General features: G+C 47.8%; 18 protein-coding genes and 1 pseudogene. 10 read left to right on the top strand and 9 right to left on the bottom strand.

Going from position 1 to position 16,694, the window contains the following annotated elements; all coding sequences use genetic code 11:
* Nucleotides 1-5 precede the first annotated feature (5 nt).
* The 5 genes from BUB73_RS09025 (at nucleotide 6) to BUB73_RS09005 (ending at nucleotide 4,453) form a co-directional block, all read left to right on the top strand.
* Nucleotides 6-1,076: a carboxymuconolactone decarboxylase family protein gene (locus tag BUB73_RS09025; RefSeq protein WP_083539717.1), complete on the top strand. Its 1,071-nt coding sequence runs from the start codon at nucleotides 6-8 to the stop codon at nucleotides 1,074-1,076.
* Nucleotides 1,077-1,087: 11 nt separating this feature from the next.
* Complete coding sequence (locus BUB73_RS09020) at nucleotides 1,088-1,831, top strand: flavodoxin (protein ID WP_073285170.1); 744 nt, start codon at nucleotides 1,088-1,090, stop codon at nucleotides 1,829-1,831.
* 55 nt (nucleotides 1,832-1,886) lie between these two features.
* Nucleotides 1,887-2,255: a putative quinol monooxygenase gene (locus BUB73_RS09015; RefSeq protein ID WP_073285167.1), complete on the top strand. Its 369-nt coding sequence runs from the start codon at nucleotides 1,887-1,889 to the stop codon at nucleotides 2,253-2,255.
* A gap of 181 nt (nucleotides 2,256-2,436) precedes the next feature.
* Nucleotides 2,437-3,870: an alpha-amylase family glycosyl hydrolase gene (locus BUB73_RS09010; RefSeq protein ID WP_073285164.1), complete on the top strand. Its 1,434-nt coding sequence runs from the start codon at nucleotides 2,437-2,439 to the stop codon at nucleotides 3,868-3,870.
* Nucleotides 3,871-3,886: 16 nt separating this feature from the next.
* A complete protein-coding gene (locus tag BUB73_RS09005; protein WP_083539715.1) occupies nucleotides 3,887-4,453 on the top strand; it encodes a TetR/AcrR family transcriptional regulator in 567 nt (188 codons plus the stop codon).
* A gap of 2 nt (nucleotides 4,454-4,455) precedes the next feature.
* On the opposite strand, the gene BUB73_RS09000 is transcribed toward BUB73_RS09005, so the two are convergent.
* From BUB73_RS09000 to BUB73_RS08965, 7 genes and pseudogenes are all read right to left on the bottom strand, one after another.
* The gene (locus BUB73_RS09000) at nucleotides 4,456-5,805 is read right to left on the bottom strand and encodes a sensor histidine kinase (RefSeq protein WP_073285158.1); all 1,350 of its coding nucleotides are present in this window, start codon (nucleotides 5,803-5,805) and stop codon (nucleotides 4,456-4,458) included.
* Nucleotide 5,806: 1 nt separating this feature from the next.
* A pseudogene (locus tag BUB73_RS17980) lies at nucleotides 5,807-6,246 on the bottom strand (response regulator transcription factor); the annotation flags it as partial.
* 25 nt (nucleotides 6,247-6,271) lie between these two features.
* A complete protein-coding gene (locus BUB73_RS08985; protein WP_073237096.1) occupies nucleotides 6,272-6,649 on the bottom strand; it encodes a hypothetical protein in 378 nt (125 codons plus the stop codon).
* Nucleotides 6,650-6,794: 145 nt separating this feature from the next.
* Nucleotides 6,795-7,436: a DUF4405 domain-containing protein gene (locus tag BUB73_RS08980; RefSeq protein WP_073237093.1), complete on the bottom strand. Its 642-nt coding sequence runs from the start codon at nucleotides 7,434-7,436 to the stop codon at nucleotides 6,795-6,797.
* A gap of 47 nt (nucleotides 7,437-7,483) precedes the next feature.
* Nucleotides 7,484-7,969, bottom strand: coding sequence for a flavodoxin (locus BUB73_RS08975; RefSeq protein WP_199174018.1), 486 nt, complete (start codon nucleotides 7,967-7,969; stop codon nucleotides 7,484-7,486).
* Nucleotides 7,970-8,019: 50 nt separating this feature from the next.
* A complete protein-coding gene (locus BUB73_RS08970; protein WP_073160072.1) occupies nucleotides 8,020-8,484 on the bottom strand; it encodes a MerR family transcriptional regulator in 465 nt (154 codons plus the stop codon).
* A 49-nt stretch (nucleotides 8,485-8,533) separates the two neighbouring features.
* On the bottom strand, nucleotides 8,534-9,445 hold the full coding sequence (locus tag BUB73_RS08965; protein WP_073285150.1) for a LysR family transcriptional regulator: 912 nt from the start codon (nucleotides 9,443-9,445) through the stop codon (nucleotides 8,534-8,536).
* An 82-nt stretch (nucleotides 9,446-9,527) separates the two neighbouring features.
* On the opposite strand from BUB73_RS08965, the gene BUB73_RS17880 reads away from it, so the two are divergent.
* The 5 genes from BUB73_RS17880 (at nucleotide 9,528) to BUB73_RS08940 (ending at nucleotide 13,038) form a co-directional block, all read left to right on the top strand.
* Nucleotides 9,528-10,091: a DapH/DapD/GlmU-related protein gene (locus tag BUB73_RS17880; RefSeq protein WP_073285148.1), complete on the top strand. Its 564-nt coding sequence runs from the start codon at nucleotides 9,528-9,530 to the stop codon at nucleotides 10,089-10,091.
* Nucleotides 10,092-10,093: 2 nt separating this feature from the next.
* On the top strand, nucleotides 10,094-10,333 hold the full coding sequence (locus tag BUB73_RS08955; RefSeq protein ID WP_073160077.1) for a cyclophilin-like fold protein: 240 nt from the start codon (nucleotides 10,094-10,096) through the stop codon (nucleotides 10,331-10,333).
* A gap of 22 nt (nucleotides 10,334-10,355) precedes the next feature.
* Nucleotides 10,356-11,396 (top strand): alpha/beta hydrolase, encoded by a 1,041-nt coding sequence (locus tag BUB73_RS08950; RefSeq protein WP_073285275.1) that lies wholly within the window; start codon nucleotides 10,356-10,358, stop codon nucleotides 11,394-11,396.
* Between the two features lie 3 nt (nucleotides 11,397-11,399).
* Entirely contained in the window at nucleotides 11,400-12,452 is a 1,053-nt protein-coding gene (locus BUB73_RS08945) for a carboxymuconolactone decarboxylase family protein (RefSeq protein WP_083539714.1), read from the top strand.
* 100 nt (nucleotides 12,453-12,552) lie between these two features.
* Complete coding sequence (locus BUB73_RS08940) at nucleotides 12,553-13,038, top strand: twin-arginine translocase subunit TatC (RefSeq protein ID WP_254795019.1); 486 nt, start codon at nucleotides 12,553-12,555, stop codon at nucleotides 13,036-13,038.
* Between the two features lie 48 nt (nucleotides 13,039-13,086).
* On the opposite strand, the gene BUB73_RS08935 is transcribed toward BUB73_RS08940, so the two are convergent.
* Nucleotides 13,087-14,730: a bifunctional diguanylate cyclase/phosphodiesterase gene (locus tag BUB73_RS08935; protein ID WP_073160080.1), complete on the bottom strand. Its 1,644-nt coding sequence runs from the start codon at nucleotides 14,728-14,730 to the stop codon at nucleotides 13,087-13,089.
* Nucleotides 14,731-14,742: 12 nt separating this feature from the next.
* A complete protein-coding gene (locus BUB73_RS08930) occupies nucleotides 14,743-16,500 on the bottom strand; it encodes a sensor domain-containing diguanylate cyclase (RefSeq protein ID WP_073160081.1) in 1,758 nt (585 codons plus the stop codon).
* Nucleotides 16,501-16,694: the final 194 nt, after the last annotated feature.

Here is a 16,694-nt window from a genome sequence, read left to right as displayed (position 1 = left end):
TAACTATGAAAACTGCATTCTTTAAAACTTTCGTAAAATCCATGGGCGCGGCGGTCGCAATTTCTGCCGCATTCGCCACCACCACAAACGCACAGATTATGAAAAACGTTCTTACCGTTCAGCAACAGGACATGGCCATTATCGCCTGCCTGGAAGCCAAGGGCGACTTGGCAAAACTCAGCAAGGCCATCGACAAGGGTCTGGACGACGGCCTCACCGTAAGCCAGGTGAAGGAAGCCCTTTCCCAGCTTTATGCCTACACCGGTTTCCCGCGCTCCCTGAACGCCCTCGGAACTTTGCAGAAGGTTCTGGATGAACGCAAGGCCGCCGGCAAGAAAACCGCCGAAGGCAAGGACGCTTCTCCCCTGCCCAAGAATTACAACTCCCTGAAGGCCGGTACCGAAGTTCAGACGAAGTTGTTCGGCAAGGTGAACAATACTTTCGCTCCTGCAACGGATTACTACCTGAAGGCACATTTGTTCGGCGACATTTTCGCCCGCGACAACTTGACCATTTCGGAACGCGAACTGGTGACTGTTGCAGCCCTCAGCGGCATGGACGGCGTTCACCCCCAGCTGGCAGCACATAAGGCTGGCGCAAAGAAGGCTGGCCTTACGGATCAGCAGGTGGAAAGCATTACCATGACTTTGCAGGACGCCAAGTTGATTCCTGGCATGTACGGCGGAGATTCCCCGTGGCCCCGCGGCGTGCCTAACGTAAATTACGCAAAGTACTTTATCGGCAAGAGCTATCTGGCTCCCATGAGCGCCGAAAATGGCGGCCCTACCAACGTGACTTTTGAACCGGGCTGCCGCAACAACTGGCACGTGCATCACAACCAGGTGCAGGTCTTGATCGCCGTTTCTGGCCGCGGCTGGTATGTGGAAGAAGGCAAGGAACCTCTTGAAATGACGCCGGGTACTGTGGTGGCCATTCCCGAAGGCAAAAAACATTGGCACGGTGCTGCCAAGGATTCCTGGTTCCAGCACTTGACTTACCACACCCACGTTGGCGAAAACGCCAGCAACGAATGGTTGGAACCTGTAGTTGACGAAGTGTACAACAAGCTTCCGTAATTGAGGGTGGCATGAAAAAATTGCTGTTCTTGTTGAGTGCGACGGTGGTGTTCTTTCTGAACGCCTGCGGCGACGACTCAAGCTCTAATGCAAAGGATGATGTTGCGGGTTCAAGTGAGAGCTTCGTGGAATCTTCTGCAACAGAAACTGCGGAAAGCAGTTCCAGCGAAGTCGAGAATGCCACAAGTTCTTCTAGCGGGAACATCGCAGATTCTACAGAAGCAGACGTACCTGCCGTTGACTCTGCAGCCTCTGAAAAAATGCTTGTCGCTTATTACTCCTTCACCGGGAACAGCAAGGCTATCGTAGAAACCTTGACAGGAATGATTTCTGCCGACGTGGTGGAAATTTCTCCTGTGGAAAAGGCAGATTTCGCAGCCAACAATTACGCCATTGGCGATGCTCTCATTGAGGCTATCAACAAGAATCCAGATGCAGAAAGCAGCTACCCCGCCATTACCGTCAGCACCGAAGTAAGCTTCGCAAATTATAGCGAAGTGATCATCGTTGCGCCTCTCTGGTGGAGCCAAATGGCCGCCCCCATGCAGACCTATCTTTTCAAGAACAGCAAGGAACTTGCAAATAAAAAAGTGGGACTCATTGTTAGCAGCCATTCCAGCGGAATCAGCGGCGTAGAAGCCGACGCCAGGCGCTTGCTTCCTGGCAATAACTTCACCGCAAGCCTTTCTATAAAGGCTGCTGATTTCTCTAGCCGCGAAACCAAAATCGCCGACTGGTTGAAAAAGGAATTTTGAGAATATGAAAAAACTTCTATTTTTCTTCGTACTTCTTTTAGCTTCAGGAATGGCTATGGCAAAGACTAGTCAAGTGAAAAAACAGCCCTTTGAAAGCGACCGCATCGTTCGCCTGTCCTACATTGAGATTCACCCGGAATATCACGACCAGTACATGGCCATGGCTCTTGAAGTCGGAGCCACCAGCATGCGTACGGAACCGGGCGTTATCTGCATGTACCCCATGGGTCTCAAGCGCGACAAGAACGCTCTCTACATTCTTGAAATCTACGCTAGCCAGGATGCCTACAAAAAGCACATCGCTTCGGAACATTTCCAGAAGTACAAGCAAGGCACCCTCCACATGGTGAAGCACCTTGACTTGATTGACACGGATCCGCTGAACCCGCTAATGTCCATCAGCTCTGAGATTGCTGATAAGTAGAACAAAAAATGAGAGAGATAAGAAGGGGCGCGAAAGCGTTCCTTTTTTTATACGCCCACTGCATTTTCCTATTTCGAAGTCTCTTTTTCGGAAATTTTCACTCTCCTCTTGCAAATATACCAATCGGTATACTATATTTGTAATATACCGAACGGTATATGTAATTTTTAGGGAGGTTCCCATGAGGCCGAATCACATTTATCACGTTTTCCCGCTGGGAGCATTACGTAATGTCGCCGATGGCGTCATTTCCAACGCAAGCACGAATCACGTGCCCTACCGAAACATCCGCGTGCTCACTAGCCTTATTCCTCACTTGCAAAGCTTGCGGGCTGATTCCATCTTGCTGGGTCCCGTTTTTAAAAGCGAGACCCACGGTTACGACGTGACAGACATGTACCAGCTGGACCCCCGCCTAGGAAATAACGAGGACTTGAAGCAGATGGTCCGCGACTTTCATAATGCCGGATTCCATGTGTTTTTCGATGCCGTGTGGAACCATTCCTCCAGACATCATTTCGCCTACAGGGACCTTCGGGAAAAGGGGCAGAATTCCCCTTATGCGGGCTGGTATCGCAATCCGCGATTCAATACGCCCAACCTTTGCGGAGACTCCTTTACAGTGGATTGCTGGGCCGGCTTTCAGGAACTGCCAGCGTTCAACCTGCGGAATCCCGAAGTGGAGCGAGAACTGATTCATTGTGCAGAATACTGGATGGATGAATTTGGCATTGACGGAATCCGTATTGACGCCGCGGAGGATATGGATTTAGATTTTCTGCGACATCTTGCAACCGCCTGCCACCAAAAGCGTGCGGATTTCTGGATGATGGGAGAAGTGGTTTTCGGAGATCCCAGGCGTTGGCTTGAAGCGGGCCTAAACTCCGTGACCAACTATCAGACCTATAAATCCTGCTGGAGTTCCCTGAATGACGGGAACATGTTTGAACTGGCCTACAACTTGAATCAATTTTTTGATGACAAGAGCGGAACCTGCAAGGGCGCGAGACTCCAGCTTTTTAACGAGAATCATGACACCAACCGCATTTACAGCCAGCTGAAAAATAAGCAGGACAATTTCGTTCAGCATCTGCTGTTCTATACCATGCCGGGAGTGCCCACTATTTATTACGGCGAGGAATTTGGTTTGGAAGCAATTAAGGGCGGTTGCGACGACTGGAATTTGCGTCCCTCTATGCACATCGAGCAGGGCCGCATTCGTTTCGATAATTACCCAAAGTCTGCGGCCGTTCTACCTGCAAACTCTACGGACAAAGAAAATCTACTTTCCGAAATCCGTCACCTGGCAGGCATCCGCTTGGATTGCGACGCCTTGCGCGATGGCGGCTATCAACAGGAATTCGTTCACTCCCAACAATTGGCCTTCTGGCGAACACACCAAAATGGTGATGCCCTTGTTCTTATAAATCTCCAGGACGCACCCGTTCAATTTGAAATTGACTTGCGCAGACATTTTACGCGCACACCTAAAATGAATTCCTTGAAAAATCTGCGAGACCTTCTTTCCAACGATTTCATCAAAATCAGCAACGGCAAAATTACCGTCATAATTCCGCCCAAGTGGGGCCGCATCCTTGTACCTAGCGGTACATAAAAAGTATATTTGAATCATGACCACAAAAGAAGTTTTATTACAGCAGGCTCTGATCCTTTTCCGCAAGGAAGGCTACGATGCTACCGGCGTGCAAAAAATCGCCGACGCCGCAGGTGTAGGCAAGCCCACGCTGTACCATTACTTCGGAAACAAGCGGGGCCTTCTGAACGCCCTCCTCAGTACCCATCTGGAAATTTTCTGGAAGGATTTCGAGACCGCCGCCGATTACAATCACGATGTGGTCAAGACCTTGGAATCCGTTGCCCGCGTCTATTTTGAATTCGCCAAGAAGGACCCGGAATTTTACGCCTGGTTCTTGTGCATGAGCAACACCCCTACCGAAGGTGACATCCACGACGAAGTCCTCCCCCTCTGTGAAAAACAGTGGACTGCGCTCTCAGAACTTTTCCTTGCCGCAAGCAAAGATCACGGCAACATGAAGGGTCGCCATCAGCGTTACGCCTACACATTCCTCGGCATCATCAACGCCAGCATCCAGGCCTATTTCAGCGGCCTTATAAAACTAAATGACAGGGACGTTTACGACACCTGTCATCAGTTTATGCACGGAATTTTCTCGTAGTTCTAAAATTCAACCTTGATTTCCGTTCCCACGCCAACAATAGATTTCATCTCTATTTTTGCGTGATGAACTTCGGCCACATGCTTTACGATGGCAAGGCCGAGGCCCGTTCCGCCAGTTTCGCGGGAGTGGCTTTTGTCCACACGGAAGAAACGTTCAAAAACACGGTTCTTGCATTCTTCAGGAATGCCTATACCATTGTCCATAACAGAAACGGAATTCTTGGAAACGATCACATCCACCTTGCCGTTTTCATTGGTGTAACGGATGGCATTATCCACCAGATTGTAGATCAATTCAAAAATCAAGTTTCCATTGCCTTTAATTTCTGAATCTGCGTCGCCTTGCAACGAAAGCATGATATTCTTTTTATTGGCATTAAGCGCAAGGACACTAATGCAGTTATCGGCCACACTCCACAAATCCACAGATTCATTGAGATTGATTGTACGTTCACCAGGCTTATCCAATTTGGAAAGGGTCATGATGTCGTTGGTGATGGAAAGCATGCGTTTTGCTTCGCTATGAATTTTACCCGCAAAACGAACAGTATCTTCCGGCTTGGCGATTCCGGTTTCCAGCATTTCCGCATAGCCCGAAATTGTCGTAAGCGGAGTTTTTAATTCATGAGCAGCATTGGCAGTAAACTCATCTTTTAGACGGGCTGTTTTCTGCTCCTCATCGTGAAGCTTTTCAATGGTAATGGCTAGCTCGCGATTTTTATTCCGAATGGTCTTTACAAAAGGAGCGATTTCTTTATACAAGCAATCATCATCAAGAATTTCCGCATCATCCAATTTTTCAGAAAGTTTCTTAATAGGCCGCACGAAGGCTCTGCTGAGTCCCACCGTGATGAGTATAGAAACAACAATGATAACGCCAATCAGTCCAAGTAAATAAGGAGTGGTCCTGGAAATCGCCCGCTGGATATTAGCCTGACGCATACCAAGGCGCAATATATTTCCATCAGAAAGTTTCAAGGCATAATAATAGATGTTCGCATCCAAAGTCACCGAATGACGCATTCCCTTTCCGGAGCCAGTTTCAAACGCGGAAATCACCTCGGGTCGACGCAGATGATTTTCCATCTTACTGGATTCCCGATCACTTTCAAATAGAACATTCCCTTCTTTGGAAATCAACGTGATGCGTAATGAATCCGTCGTGAACTTTTTCAATTCCTTCGTAGGAGTCTGGTTATACGCGGCTTCAATCAAATGGGCATTTTGGCGTAAAGAATTTTGAAGCTGTTCTTCCATGGTCTCTTCAAAGACTTGGACAGAAAAATAAACAGCAAAAATGGTAGCGAGTACGCCCACATAAATCAAACTCATTCGGATTCGTACTTGCATTTTAAACCTCCGCCTTATAGCCCACGTTTCGAATGGTCTTGATGATATCATTTTTTTCACCAAGTTTCTGGCGCAAGGTTTTTACATGCATATCCACCGTGCGGGTTTCCAGTGTGAAATCAACACCCCACACACGTTCCATAATTTCTTGGCGGCTAAAAACAATGCCTGGGCGTTGCATTAGCAACTTTAAAAGTTCGTATTCCTTAAACGTCAAATCGCGAGTATGGCCCTCTACAGAAACAATATGGCGATTGTCAAGTAATCGTCAGCCCCCAAATCCAGCCCCTTCACCTTATCCAGCTCCGTACCCTTCGCAGTCAGCATCATTACAGGAACCTGACTGGTGAAAGACTGTGCACGCAATCTCTTTAGGATGCTCAGACCATCTTCACCGGGAAGCATAATATCCAAAACAAATAGATTCGGTTTTTCACCTTCATTTGTCGCGGTATTACGTAGCTTTTCATCCGTCCACCGCTATTGCAAATAAATGACCTCCGACGCCGCTATACTTCTGCGTACCAAGAACATGCTTGTTGTTCCATGGAGCGGTACAAGCCCAATGCAGGTAAGCTGCCTTCATAACATCGTCTTTCTTGATTCCGACAAGACCTTGAATCTGATTATCATCCTTTAAAACTAGAGCGTAGATTTTGACGTCTTTGGGGATTGTCTCCCAATCGATTCCCCACCCATTCTTCTCGGTAAATGTCTTAATGCAAGCCTTGCTTTCGACCCTGAATACAAATGTTTCTTTTATCTCGCCCGTTTCAGAATCCTTAAGACAAGGGACTACCTCATCTATCCATATATTGACACAACCTTTTTGAACATTCGTCATACGGCACCTCTTGTTTCTAATTATTCTTGCTAGAGGCGTCTTCTCAATTCTGAAAACTTAGAATAAAAAAAGACGCACTTCTCCATTCGATAGAGAAACGCGTCGGACAGTAATGTAGGTAGATGCTACAAAACGGGCAAGGGGCCTAAGGAGATTTTACAAAAGTACTTTTCACTACACGCATCAGCGCGCATACACCAGCGGAGATTCCGAGTAGTTGAAGTACGGCGGCCGTTGTGCTGCTAGCTGCAAGTTTCCAGCCGCCGGTAACGAACATATAAACGTAAAGTTGGGCTTCTTTAAAGCAGTAAATACCTGCTGCAATGGCTGCGATGTAGGCGACAAAAAATAAAACTCGTTGCCATGTGTTGCAACGGTTCTCCAACTTTTTCAGAACGCCTTCTAAATGAATTCCCAGGTGAACGAGCATCACCATAAAGCCCCAGCTGCAACTTGCCAAATGAAGTTGTCGCGAGGTTTGCGTAGTTTTGATGGATGACCATTCAAATGCTAGGCCGCTCATAAAAATGGAGCTGATGGCCATGGTGATCATCAAGGCGAATAAAATCCAGTCGGTGACGTTCAGAAAAATGCGGCGTGCGTTCCATTGGCCTTTCAAAATAGTCTTATAAAACCAGCGGTTCAGAACATGATGGATCACAAATAAGACGAATAGGGAAATTCCCACTCGGCCGTGTTGCGGCAAATCATGGACAGCCCCGTAACTCATAAGGTACAGGAAACTGCCGTACATCACAACGTCTATGAGAATTTTTACTGCGCGCATTTTATTCCGTCGCGACGAACATTCTGCGACCCCTTCGGCGACGAACCTTACTTCAGCAGTCCTTCCACGAACTTCTTGATTTCTGCTTCGGAGCCGTGGTTGAATTCCTTGCCGCCTTTGTAAATGGCGCCCTTCGCGTGAGCACTCAAGTCCTTGCCACTCTGGCCGAAACCGCTGCCGCCACTGGTGCAAATGCCAATGACATTCTTCTTTTCGAAGCTCTGGCTTTCAACGAACGTGTACATGATTTTGGGTGCCAGGCCCCACCAAATGGGGTATGCCAAAATAACGGTGTCGTAACCAGCCAAGTCAATCTTGTTCTTGATGGCCGGGCGGCTCTTGGGATCGTTGCTTTCCTTTGTGGAACGGGACTTCTTGTCATTCCAATTTAAGTCTGCAGAAGTGTAAGCCTGTTCAGGTACCACTTCGAATAAGTCGCCACCTACGGCCTTGGCGGTTGTCTCTGCCACTTTCTTGGTGGTGCCGGTAGCGCTGAAGTAAACTACTGCGGTCTTTGCATTTGCTGTTGCCATTCCAAATACTCCTAGAATTAAAGCGATGATGAATTTTTTCATAAAAACCTCTATGCCGTTTCCTGCATGACCTTGTCGAAATCACCCGGCGAATCAAACAGCTTTTTCTTCAGTTGTTGTATTTTCTTTTGCTGTTCGGCGGCGTCAAGACTTCCCAACTTCACTGCCTCAGTGTATAGGATTTCCTTAAAACGGATCTTGTTCATGACCGTATTCAAACGCTCCATCTCCGCTTCCAATGCGATGCGGCGCTTCACGAAAAGATCCAGGCGCTGCTTGAGGGTGGAATCCCCCTTGCGATACCATTCGATGTACTGGCGGATTTCCTTGATCTGCAGGCCAGACTTCTTGAGACATTCAATCATGGAAAGCCATTGCAAATCTGAGTCTGAATATACTCGAATGCCGGAACTGTTTTTCGTTACGAAAGGCAGCAGGCCTTCCTTTTCATAATAACGTAACGTATGGACCGAAAGCCCTGTTTTCTTTGTCACTTCACCAATAGAATAACCCATAAAGTCTCCTTATGTACCCTACAATATAGCACCTAGAGTTAGCTCTAGGTCAAGGGGATTTTGTGAAAAATCCACGACTTATAGGTTTCTGTTCCATTTCTCGCAGGATTTCCAGGAACTTTTCGCAGGCCTTGGTGGCGATGCGGTTCTTTTTCCAGGCGACGGCGACCTTGATGGGGAACAGGGGCTTGAAGGGAACAAAGCAAAGTTTCGTGCCTCTTGTGTTTATGATTCCGTCAATAGTGATGACGCTGGCGACTTCGGCTTCGGTCAATTTCGATGCGTTGTAAAGCATGTCGTTGGTGCCTACTACGTTCAGTTTATCAGTGCTGTAGCCCAGCCAGGTGGCGAGTGTGTTATTGTTCCGCATCTGTCGCGAAAGAATCAGAGGCATGTTCAGTAGATCTTTCGGGGTGGCGAACTTCTTTTTTGCAAGGCGATTCCCTTTCCAGGTCATAACACCCCAAGGAGATGCAATGGGCACGGAAATACATTCATAATTCGGAAGAACTGTCAAGTCCACAAACATGCCGAAATCAGCGATGCCTTTGTCCAACTGGTAGCGTACAGTTTCTTCGTCGCCAGTAGTCATGTTAAATTTTACCTTCGGGTAGCGACGATTCATTTTCTTGATTGCCTGTGCAACGAAGGATACGCCTTCTATTTCGCCACAGACCACATTGATTTCTCCGGTAATTTCAGCTTCGTCCGCTTTCAATTCTGTGAGGGTTCTGTTGGATAATTCCAGAATATCTTCGGCGCGCTGTTTCAGGAACAGCCCCGCATCTGTAAGCTGGACTATTTTTGAACCGCGGATAAAAAGTGGCTTGCCGATTTCTTTCTCAAGATCTTTAATCTGCTTGGAAAGTGCAGGTTGCGAAACGCACATAAGATTTGCTGCCGCTGTAAAGTTCTGTTCATGGGCGACAGCGAGAAAATAGCGAAGATGACGTAGTTCCATACTCCAAATATAACTAAAAGTTATAGTTCGGTATGAAAACAAAGTATTGGTTATTTGTGAAATTCATGGCTAAATTTAGACCATGACCGTAGAAGAGTTCCGAAATTATATGGAGTCTGGCAAGCCTGTGGTTGCTGGCTCCGATGTTCACCAGACAATGCACCTGTTTTCACAGCAGGCCATGCGCATTACTGCGAAAATCAATGGTGCTTACAACGAACCTGAAAAACTCCATCAACTGCTTTCTGAACTTTGGGAAATTGATTTGCCCAAGAATTTCGGCATGTTCCCGCCTTTCAATACGGATTGTGGCAAGAATACCTTTATCGGCGAGAATGTGTTCATTAATTCTGGCTGCAAGTTCCAGGACCAAGGCGGCATCTACATTGGTGACGGAGCCTTGATCGGTCACAATGTTACCCTTTGCACCATAAACCACAATTCCGATCCTGAACATCGTGGGGATATGGTTTTCAAACCGATTCATATTGAAGAAAATGTATGGATTGGTGCCGGTGCCATTATTTTGCCGGGCGTAAGGATTGGCGCTGGAGCCATAGTTGCTGCCGGGGCGGTGGTCACAAAAAATGTGGTCCCAAGAACAGTGGTGGCAGGGGTACCTGCAAGGAAAATCAAGGAAGTTTAACCATGAAAAGGTTCATCGGGATTCTGGCTCTATTTTTTCTAATGGGTTGCAGTTCGGCATCTGCTCCGACAACTGAAAAGATGGAGATGAATGAGATTGCTAACAGCAATATTAAAGTCTCGGTTGGCGAAGTTTCCTTTGTCGCCATAATCGAGAATTCAGAAACGGGTAAGGCGTTCCTTTCGAAATTGCCTCTGACTCTTGACATGAATGAACTTCATGGAAATGAAAAATACCATTAACTATTCTGCAAACGAGACTACTATGCAACAAGTTGAAAAACTGGAACTGACCCAGGAATGGGATAAGGTATTCCCCAAGAGCGAAAAGGTGGATCACAAGAAGGTCGCCTTCGTCAATAACTTCGGCATTACCTTGGCTGCCGACATGTACATTCCTAAGGATGCCAAGTTGGCAGCAAACGGCAAGTTCCCTGCCATCGCTGTTTCTGGTCCTTTCGGTGCCATCAAGGAACAGTCCAGCGGTCTTTATGCACAGACTATGGCTGAACGAGGTTTCTTGACTATTGCCTTTGACCCCAGCTTTACAGGCGAAAGTGGCGGCATGCCTCGCCGTACCGCATCTCCAGACATCAATACAGAAGACTTCCTTGCTGCTGTTGATTTCCTGGAAGCTCAGGAAAATGTGGACGCCAACCGCATCGGCATTATCGGTATTTGCGGATGGGGTGGAATCGGCTTGAATGCTGCCGCAGCAGACACCCGTATCAAGGCAACTACAGCAGTTACCATGTACGACATGACTCGTGTGGGCGGAAACGGTTACTTCGATTCCGAAGATAACGAAGAGGCTCGTTACAGGGCTCGCCAGGCTATCGCCGCCCAGCGCGCCAAGGATTATGCTGAAGGCAAGCATCTTCGCGCCGGTGGCGTTGTGGACCCGCTCCCTGCTGATGCACCCCAGTTCGTGAAGGATTATTTTGGCTACTACAAGACTCCTCGCGGATACCACAAACGTTCCGGCAATTCCAATGACGGCTGGAATGCTATTGGCACTCAGGCTTATGCAAACGCACGCTTCCTCCGTTACACCAATGAAATCCGCAGCGCTGTTCTCGTAATGCATGGCGAAAAGGCCCATTCCCTCTATTTCGGCAAGGATGCCTACAAGTACATGGTGGAAGGAAATCCCGCTGCAGGAATCAAGGCTAACCCGGTGCCCTCCAACAAGGAACTGCTTGTCATCAAGGATGCTAACCATACGGACCTTTACGATGGTGGCGAAAACAAGAATTTTATTCCCTGGGATAAGTTGGAAAAGTTCTATACGGAAAACCTGAAGTAAACTATGAATATCCTGAAAAAATTGTTCGTCACTTCTCTAGCAACACTTGCATTCGCAAGTGTTTCTTATGGTCAAATCATGAAAAACGTTCTTACCATTCAGCAGCAGGACATGGCCATTATCGCTTGCTTGGAAGCCAAGGGTGACTTGGCAAAGCTTAGCAAGGCGATTGACAAGGGTCTTGATGATGGCCTCTCTGTAAATCAGGTCAAGGAAGCTCTTTCTCAGCTTTACGCCTATACCGGATTCCCCCGTTCTCTAAACGCTTTGGGAACTTTGCAGAAAGTTCTGGATCAGCGTAAGGAACAGGGCAAGAAAACTGTTGAAGGTAAGGATGCCTCTCCGCTTCCCAAGAATTTCAATGCATTGAAAGCGGGAACTGAAGTGCAGACAAAACTTTTCGGGAAATTCAATTACGCCTTTGCCCCCGCAACAGATTATTACCTGAAGGCTCATTTGTTCGGCGATATTTTTGCTCGCAACAATTTGACCATGCAGGAACGAGAATTGGTTACTGTGGCGGCTCTCAGCGGAATGGACGGTGTTCATCCGCAGTTGGCAAGTCACAAGGCTGGAGCTGTTAAAGCGGGCCTTACGGAACAGCAGGTGGAAAGCATTACCATGACATTGCAGGATGCCAAGCTGATTCCTGGAATGTATGGCGGTGATTCCCCGTGGCCCCGCGGTGTTCCTAACGACGGTTTTGCAAAGTACTTTATCGGCAAAAGCTATTTGGCTCCTATGGATGCGGAAAATGGTGGCCCCATCAACGTGACTTTTGAACCCCGTTGCCGCAACAACTGGCATGTGCATCATAACCAGGTCCAGGTTCTGATCGCTGTCTCTGGCCGTGGTTGGTACGTTGAAGAAGGTAAGGAACCTCTGGAAATGACTCCGGGTACAGTTGTTGCTATTCCCGAAGGCAAGAAGCACTGGCATGGTGCTGCCAAGGATTCCTGGTTCCAACATTTGACTTACCACACTCATGTGAAAGAAGGCGCGAGTAACGAATGGTTGGAACCTGTCGTTGACGCGGAATATGATAAGCTTCCGTAATTGTCAAATTTAACGTCTCCGATCTACCGAACGAAAGTTGAAAAAGAAGTGAAAGTCGTCGGGATGCCACATCAGCGTCCCGGTGCTTTTTTTGTTATTTGTGAATATTGTCTGTTCGCCCTGCATCGCCTGGAACCTCTGGAAATTTGTTCTGTCGGGCCTTTATGAAAATGAACGGCGGTTCGTGCGCTCTATTGTGTGGATGACTTGCGGGCTGTTTATTGCCGGTGTGGTTTTCTGCCTGGGGATTTGTTTTCCGCTGCTTGTAAAGTTCGGCATGAGTTTCCAAAGTAAAACTTTGCAGCCTATCTTTGGCGTTTCCAATATTGTGACGCTTGCTCTTTGGCTCTCCCTTGCCTTTGGATGTATGTTCCAGTTTCCTTTGGTAACGTACGCCCTGATCCGTGCTGACATTGTCTATTACGAAACTGTATGCCACGCGCGCCCCTATGTGGTGGTGGGCATTCTGGTCCTTGCCGCCCTACTCACGCCGCCGGACATTGTCAGCCAACTGATTCTAGGTGTGCCTACTTATCTACTTTTTGAGGCAGGGCTTCTTGCTGCCCGCAAGTTCAAAAAACGCTAGAAAGCCCTGGCTTCCTAGCGTTTTTTTTGCTTCGTTTTTTACAAGTGCTTACTTGCAAAACTTTTTCAGGAATTCACCGATTTCAATGGGCTTAGAATAGTAGTATCCCTGGAGGCTTGTGACGTTGAGTTCACGAAGTTCGTTGCGCATACCTTCGGTTTCGATACCCTCGGCGCAGACTTCTGCAGAGAAGGATTTTGCAAGGTCGCTGATGAACTTTACCGTGTTTCTATCCTTAGCGTCATTTTCGATATTCATGACGTAGCCGCGGTCGATTTTCACGGTGTTCACCGGAAGGTCGCGTAGAATTCCCAGCGAGGAGAAACCTGTGCCGAAATCGTCCAAAGCGATGCGCACGCCCTTTTTGCGGAGAGCGCTGAATATCTTCTTTAACTGATTGATGTTCAGCAGGCGGCAGCGTTCTGTAATTTCAAGGCAGAGGTTTTCTGCAGGGAACTGAGTTTCTTCAAGAATGTCTATGACATCCTGGGCGAAATCACCCTTTTCCAGCTGGGCGTAAGAGAGGTTCACGTTGATGATAAAACCTGGATTGCCCATCAGAATTTTCTTGCAGTCTATAAGGGCCTGTCTCAGGATCCATTTGCCCAGTTCTGGGAAGAGGCTGTCCTGTTCCAAAACGGGAATGAAGGATAGCGGCGGAACCACGCCATAGACGTCGCTACGCCAGCGGATCAGGGCTTCGGCTCCCTTCAATATTTCGGTTTTTGTGTCAACTACGGGCTGGTAACAGAGGTAGAAACCGCTGCAGTTGTCGATGATGCAGTTGCGAATGAAGTTGATTCTTTTCAGAGTGTCCTTCTGATCGTTGTTCAGGGCTTCTTCGAAAAGATACAGGTCTCCATGGCGGGAGTTCTTGGATTCCGCAAAGGCGTATTTTAGGCAGGAATAGACTGTGTCTGCGGTAACGGAAAAGTCTGCAATAGTAACTGCCCCTGCGCAAAGTGAAAGGGCGATACGGTCCGATGCCACGTAGAAGTTCTGTGCCACCAATTCCTGCACGTCGCGGTAGACTGTATTCAGTTCCTCGATGGAGGAATTCTCGGAAATAACGGCAAACTTTGTTCCGTCCATACGGTAGGTAGTGCCCATACCGCGGAATGCCTGCTGCAAGATAGAACCGAACTTGCGGAGGATTCTGTTTCCGAAGGCGTAGTTGTAGATGTCGTTTGCTCTGGAGAAATCCTCAAGTCCGATTATGATGGTGCTGATTTTCTGCTTTTTCCATAGGCAGCCTTTGATATCTTCCAGGAAACCGTAAAGGCTGCGGAGATTTGTGATGGAATCCGTGTAGTTCAGGCAATCGTGATTCTTGATGATTCCGCAGAAGTACGCCGGGGTTCCGTCATCGTCAGGAATGGATACTCCGCTGCAGGTGCAAAGAACGTATTTGCCGTCTTTGGCCATTGCTCGGTACTGGATGTTGTGACTTTTTTCTCTACCCTCAAAGACGTCTGCAATGCTGGTTTCGAAATCTTCACGGTCGTCGGGGCTGATGTGGCCAAGCCAGATGTGACCTGCGCTTTCCATGTATTCTCCGGGAAGGCCGAAGTAGTCAACTGCGGCCTTGGACCATTTGGAGTAATCGTTCTTGATGTCGCATACATAAACGTATGCGCCGTCTGCGGCGATGGAGTAAGCTTCAAAAAGAGCGTCTAATTTTTGCGTATTCATTTTGTGTCTCCATTACCCGATAAAAACCTGATTCTTGCCATTGTTCTTTGCTTCGTATAGAGCGCTATCGACTCGTACACAGACCATGTCGGCGTTCTCGCCTCGCAGTGCTTCTACGACGCCGACACTGATTGTTTTTCGTCGTGCCTTGGGGAACAAGATTGCTGCAAAGGATGTCCTGATTTCGTTTGCGATTTCTGCCGCTTTATGGCAATCGATGCCGGGAAGAACTACCATGAATTCTTCGCCGCCCCAGCGACCGCAAGAAGCGTCGGGGTTGCTCTTTTCGACGGTTTCCTTGATGACCTTTGTAAGGCCGAGGATGACGTTGTCTCCTTCCTTATGGCCGTAGGTGTCGTTGACCATCTTGAAGTTGTCGATGTCCATCATAATGAGACTGACCTTTTTGCCAGTGTTGTTGTAATCTTCCAGAGCTTCCCTGATTCTGCGTTGGGTTTCGGCACGGTTGCAGAGATTGGTTAAGCTGTCTTCGATAGCCATCTTTGCCAGTTTCTGGTTGGCTTCGGCCAGTTCCGCTGTAGCGGCTTCGATGAATTTTGCCAGTCGGCTGATCATTGAAACCTTGCCCGAGAAATTTTCGGAATCCATTTCGAAATGGGCCTTGTCATCGATGGGTCCTTCGCGCATGGCGGCGATGACTAGGGTGACGTTATGCTGGATCAGATCCTTGTCGGTACGAAGGAATTCGCCGGAAGTGTAGAAACCCGAAGTGGGTGCGATGCTCTGGAACGGACCTGTTTCTTTACTGATTTCGTCGTTGCCCCAGAATGTTCTGCGAGCGGCGCAAGAGAAAACCTTTAGGATCTCAGGTTGGAATTCCGCAATTTTGCGGCCACCTTCTTCAATACTGTTAAGAATGGTCCATGGATCGCCATAGGCAATTCTCGCGTAGACGTTTTCTTCAATGTTGGAAGTCATGGTGAGGGACCCGTCGGCGTTACTTGCGATGGGGGCTCTCAGGATGTTGATTCCATGATGTTTGTAGAAGAAGGGAAATTCTAGGGTGTTGTAGAAGAAATGCTCGTTGTTGGGAATGTTCAGATACTTGTAGTAGGCGTCGTAGGCCGGCTTGCCGTCCAGTTCCTGCAAGATGCTTCCGTTTGCCTTGGTCACGAGGAATTCCCTACCCAGGGGTTTCCAGCCGGTAATATGTGTGGTGTGAATGTTTAAGTCATCGCCTCCGCAAAGCAGGAAGACGACGCCTTTTTCTGAATAGCCCCTGGCCTTGGAGAATACGCAGGCGTTGTCGTTGTTCAAGTCTATGTTGAATGCGCCACCGCCAAAAATCTGAATGTCTGGGTTGATTTCGGTGCAAGCCTCGCAGAACGGAGTCATGGACATGCCGCGAATAGTCGCTAGTAATTCGATGGCTTTAACCCAAGGACGTTTTTCCAATTCTTTTTTCAGGTTCTCGATAGCATCCAGTGCATTGTCTTCCGATAGAGGATATTGCAGTAGGTGTACCTGGGTAGAAGGGTATTCGCAAATGGTACAGACAACTACGAAGGGGGAGTCCGAAAGTCTGCCTTCGGTGATGGTTCCGTTTGTGGAACACCCGAGGTACTGTGCGTCCGGCATTTCGCTCTCGATGATTTCGCAGGCGAGATCGATTTGCTCCTGGTCAATGTTTTCTGCGTAGATACTAAAAACGACAGCGGAGGTCACCTTGGACTTTCGCCACTGATTGATTTTATCGAGCTCTCTTTTGAGCTTGCCGACACCTGAAAACTCAAATTGAAACTGTTTCACGTTACTTATGTAGAATAAAATGTCCGACTTTTACCGATTAATGTAAGAAAAATATATTCCAATTTGGAGAAATATATCATAAAATTTTCGATTTGATATGTCTTATTATAGGAAAAATCTATAATAAGTGCTAAAAATTAAGTATTGGACAAAGTAATATTGCCTGTTTTATATTTGTCGCCGTTCATAAATAA

The sequence above is a fragment of the Fibrobacter sp. UWH6 genome (assembly GCF_900142465.1).
GTDB lineage: Bacteria > Fibrobacterota > Fibrobacteria > Fibrobacterales > Fibrobacteraceae > Fibrobacter.
This window is presented reverse-complemented; position numbering and strand designations above follow the sequence as displayed.

Coding starts and splice junctions, on each gene's coding strand:
- BUB73_RS09025 (WP_083539717.1), top strand. CDS start 6: ATGAAAACTGCATTCTTTAAAACTTTCGTAAAATCCATGGGCGCGGCG.
- BUB73_RS09020 (WP_073285170.1), top strand. CDS start 1,088: ATGAAAAAATTGCTGTTCTTGTTGAGTGCGACGGTGGTGTTCTTTCTG.
- BUB73_RS09015 (WP_073285167.1), top strand. CDS start 1,887: ATGGCAAAGACTAGTCAAGTGAAAAAACAGCCCTTTGAAAGCGACCGC.
- BUB73_RS09010 (WP_073285164.1), top strand. CDS start 2,437: ATGAGGCCGAATCACATTTATCACGTTTTCCCGCTGGGAGCATTACGT.
- BUB73_RS09005 (WP_083539715.1), top strand. CDS start 3,887: ATGACCACAAAAGAAGTTTTATTACAGCAGGCTCTGATCCTTTTCCGC.
- BUB73_RS09000 (WP_073285158.1), bottom strand. CDS start 5,805: ATGCAAGTACGAATCCGAATGAGTTTGATTTATGTGGGCGTACTCGCT.
- BUB73_RS08985 (WP_073237096.1), bottom strand. CDS start 6,649: ATGACGAATGTTCAAAAAGGTTGTGTCAATATATGGATAGATGAGGTA.
- BUB73_RS08980 (WP_073237093.1), bottom strand. CDS start 7,436: ATGCGCGCAGTAAAAATTCTCATAGACGTTGTGATGTACGGCAGTTTC.
- BUB73_RS08975 (WP_199174018.1), bottom strand. CDS start 7,969: ATGGCAACAGCAAATGCAAAGACCGCAGTAGTTTACTTCAGCGCTACC.
- BUB73_RS08970 (WP_073160072.1), bottom strand. CDS start 8,484: ATGGGTTATTCTATTGGTGAAGTGACAAAGAAAACAGGGCTTTCGGTC.
- BUB73_RS08965 (WP_073285150.1), bottom strand. CDS start 9,445: ATGGAACTACGTCATCTTCGCTATTTTCTCGCTGTCGCCCATGAACAG.
- BUB73_RS17880 (WP_073285148.1), top strand. CDS start 9,528: ATGACCGTAGAAGAGTTCCGAAATTATATGGAGTCTGGCAAGCCTGTG.
- BUB73_RS08955 (WP_073160077.1), top strand. CDS start 10,094: ATGAAAAGGTTCATCGGGATTCTGGCTCTATTTTTTCTAATGGGTTGC.
- BUB73_RS08950 (WP_073285275.1), top strand. CDS start 10,356: ATGCAACAAGTTGAAAAACTGGAACTGACCCAGGAATGGGATAAGGTA.
- BUB73_RS08945 (WP_083539714.1), top strand. CDS start 11,400: ATGAATATCCTGAAAAAATTGTTCGTCACTTCTCTAGCAACACTTGCA.
- BUB73_RS08935 (WP_073160080.1), bottom strand. CDS start 14,730: ATGAATACGCAAAAATTAGACGCTCTTTTTGAAGCTTACTCCATCGCC.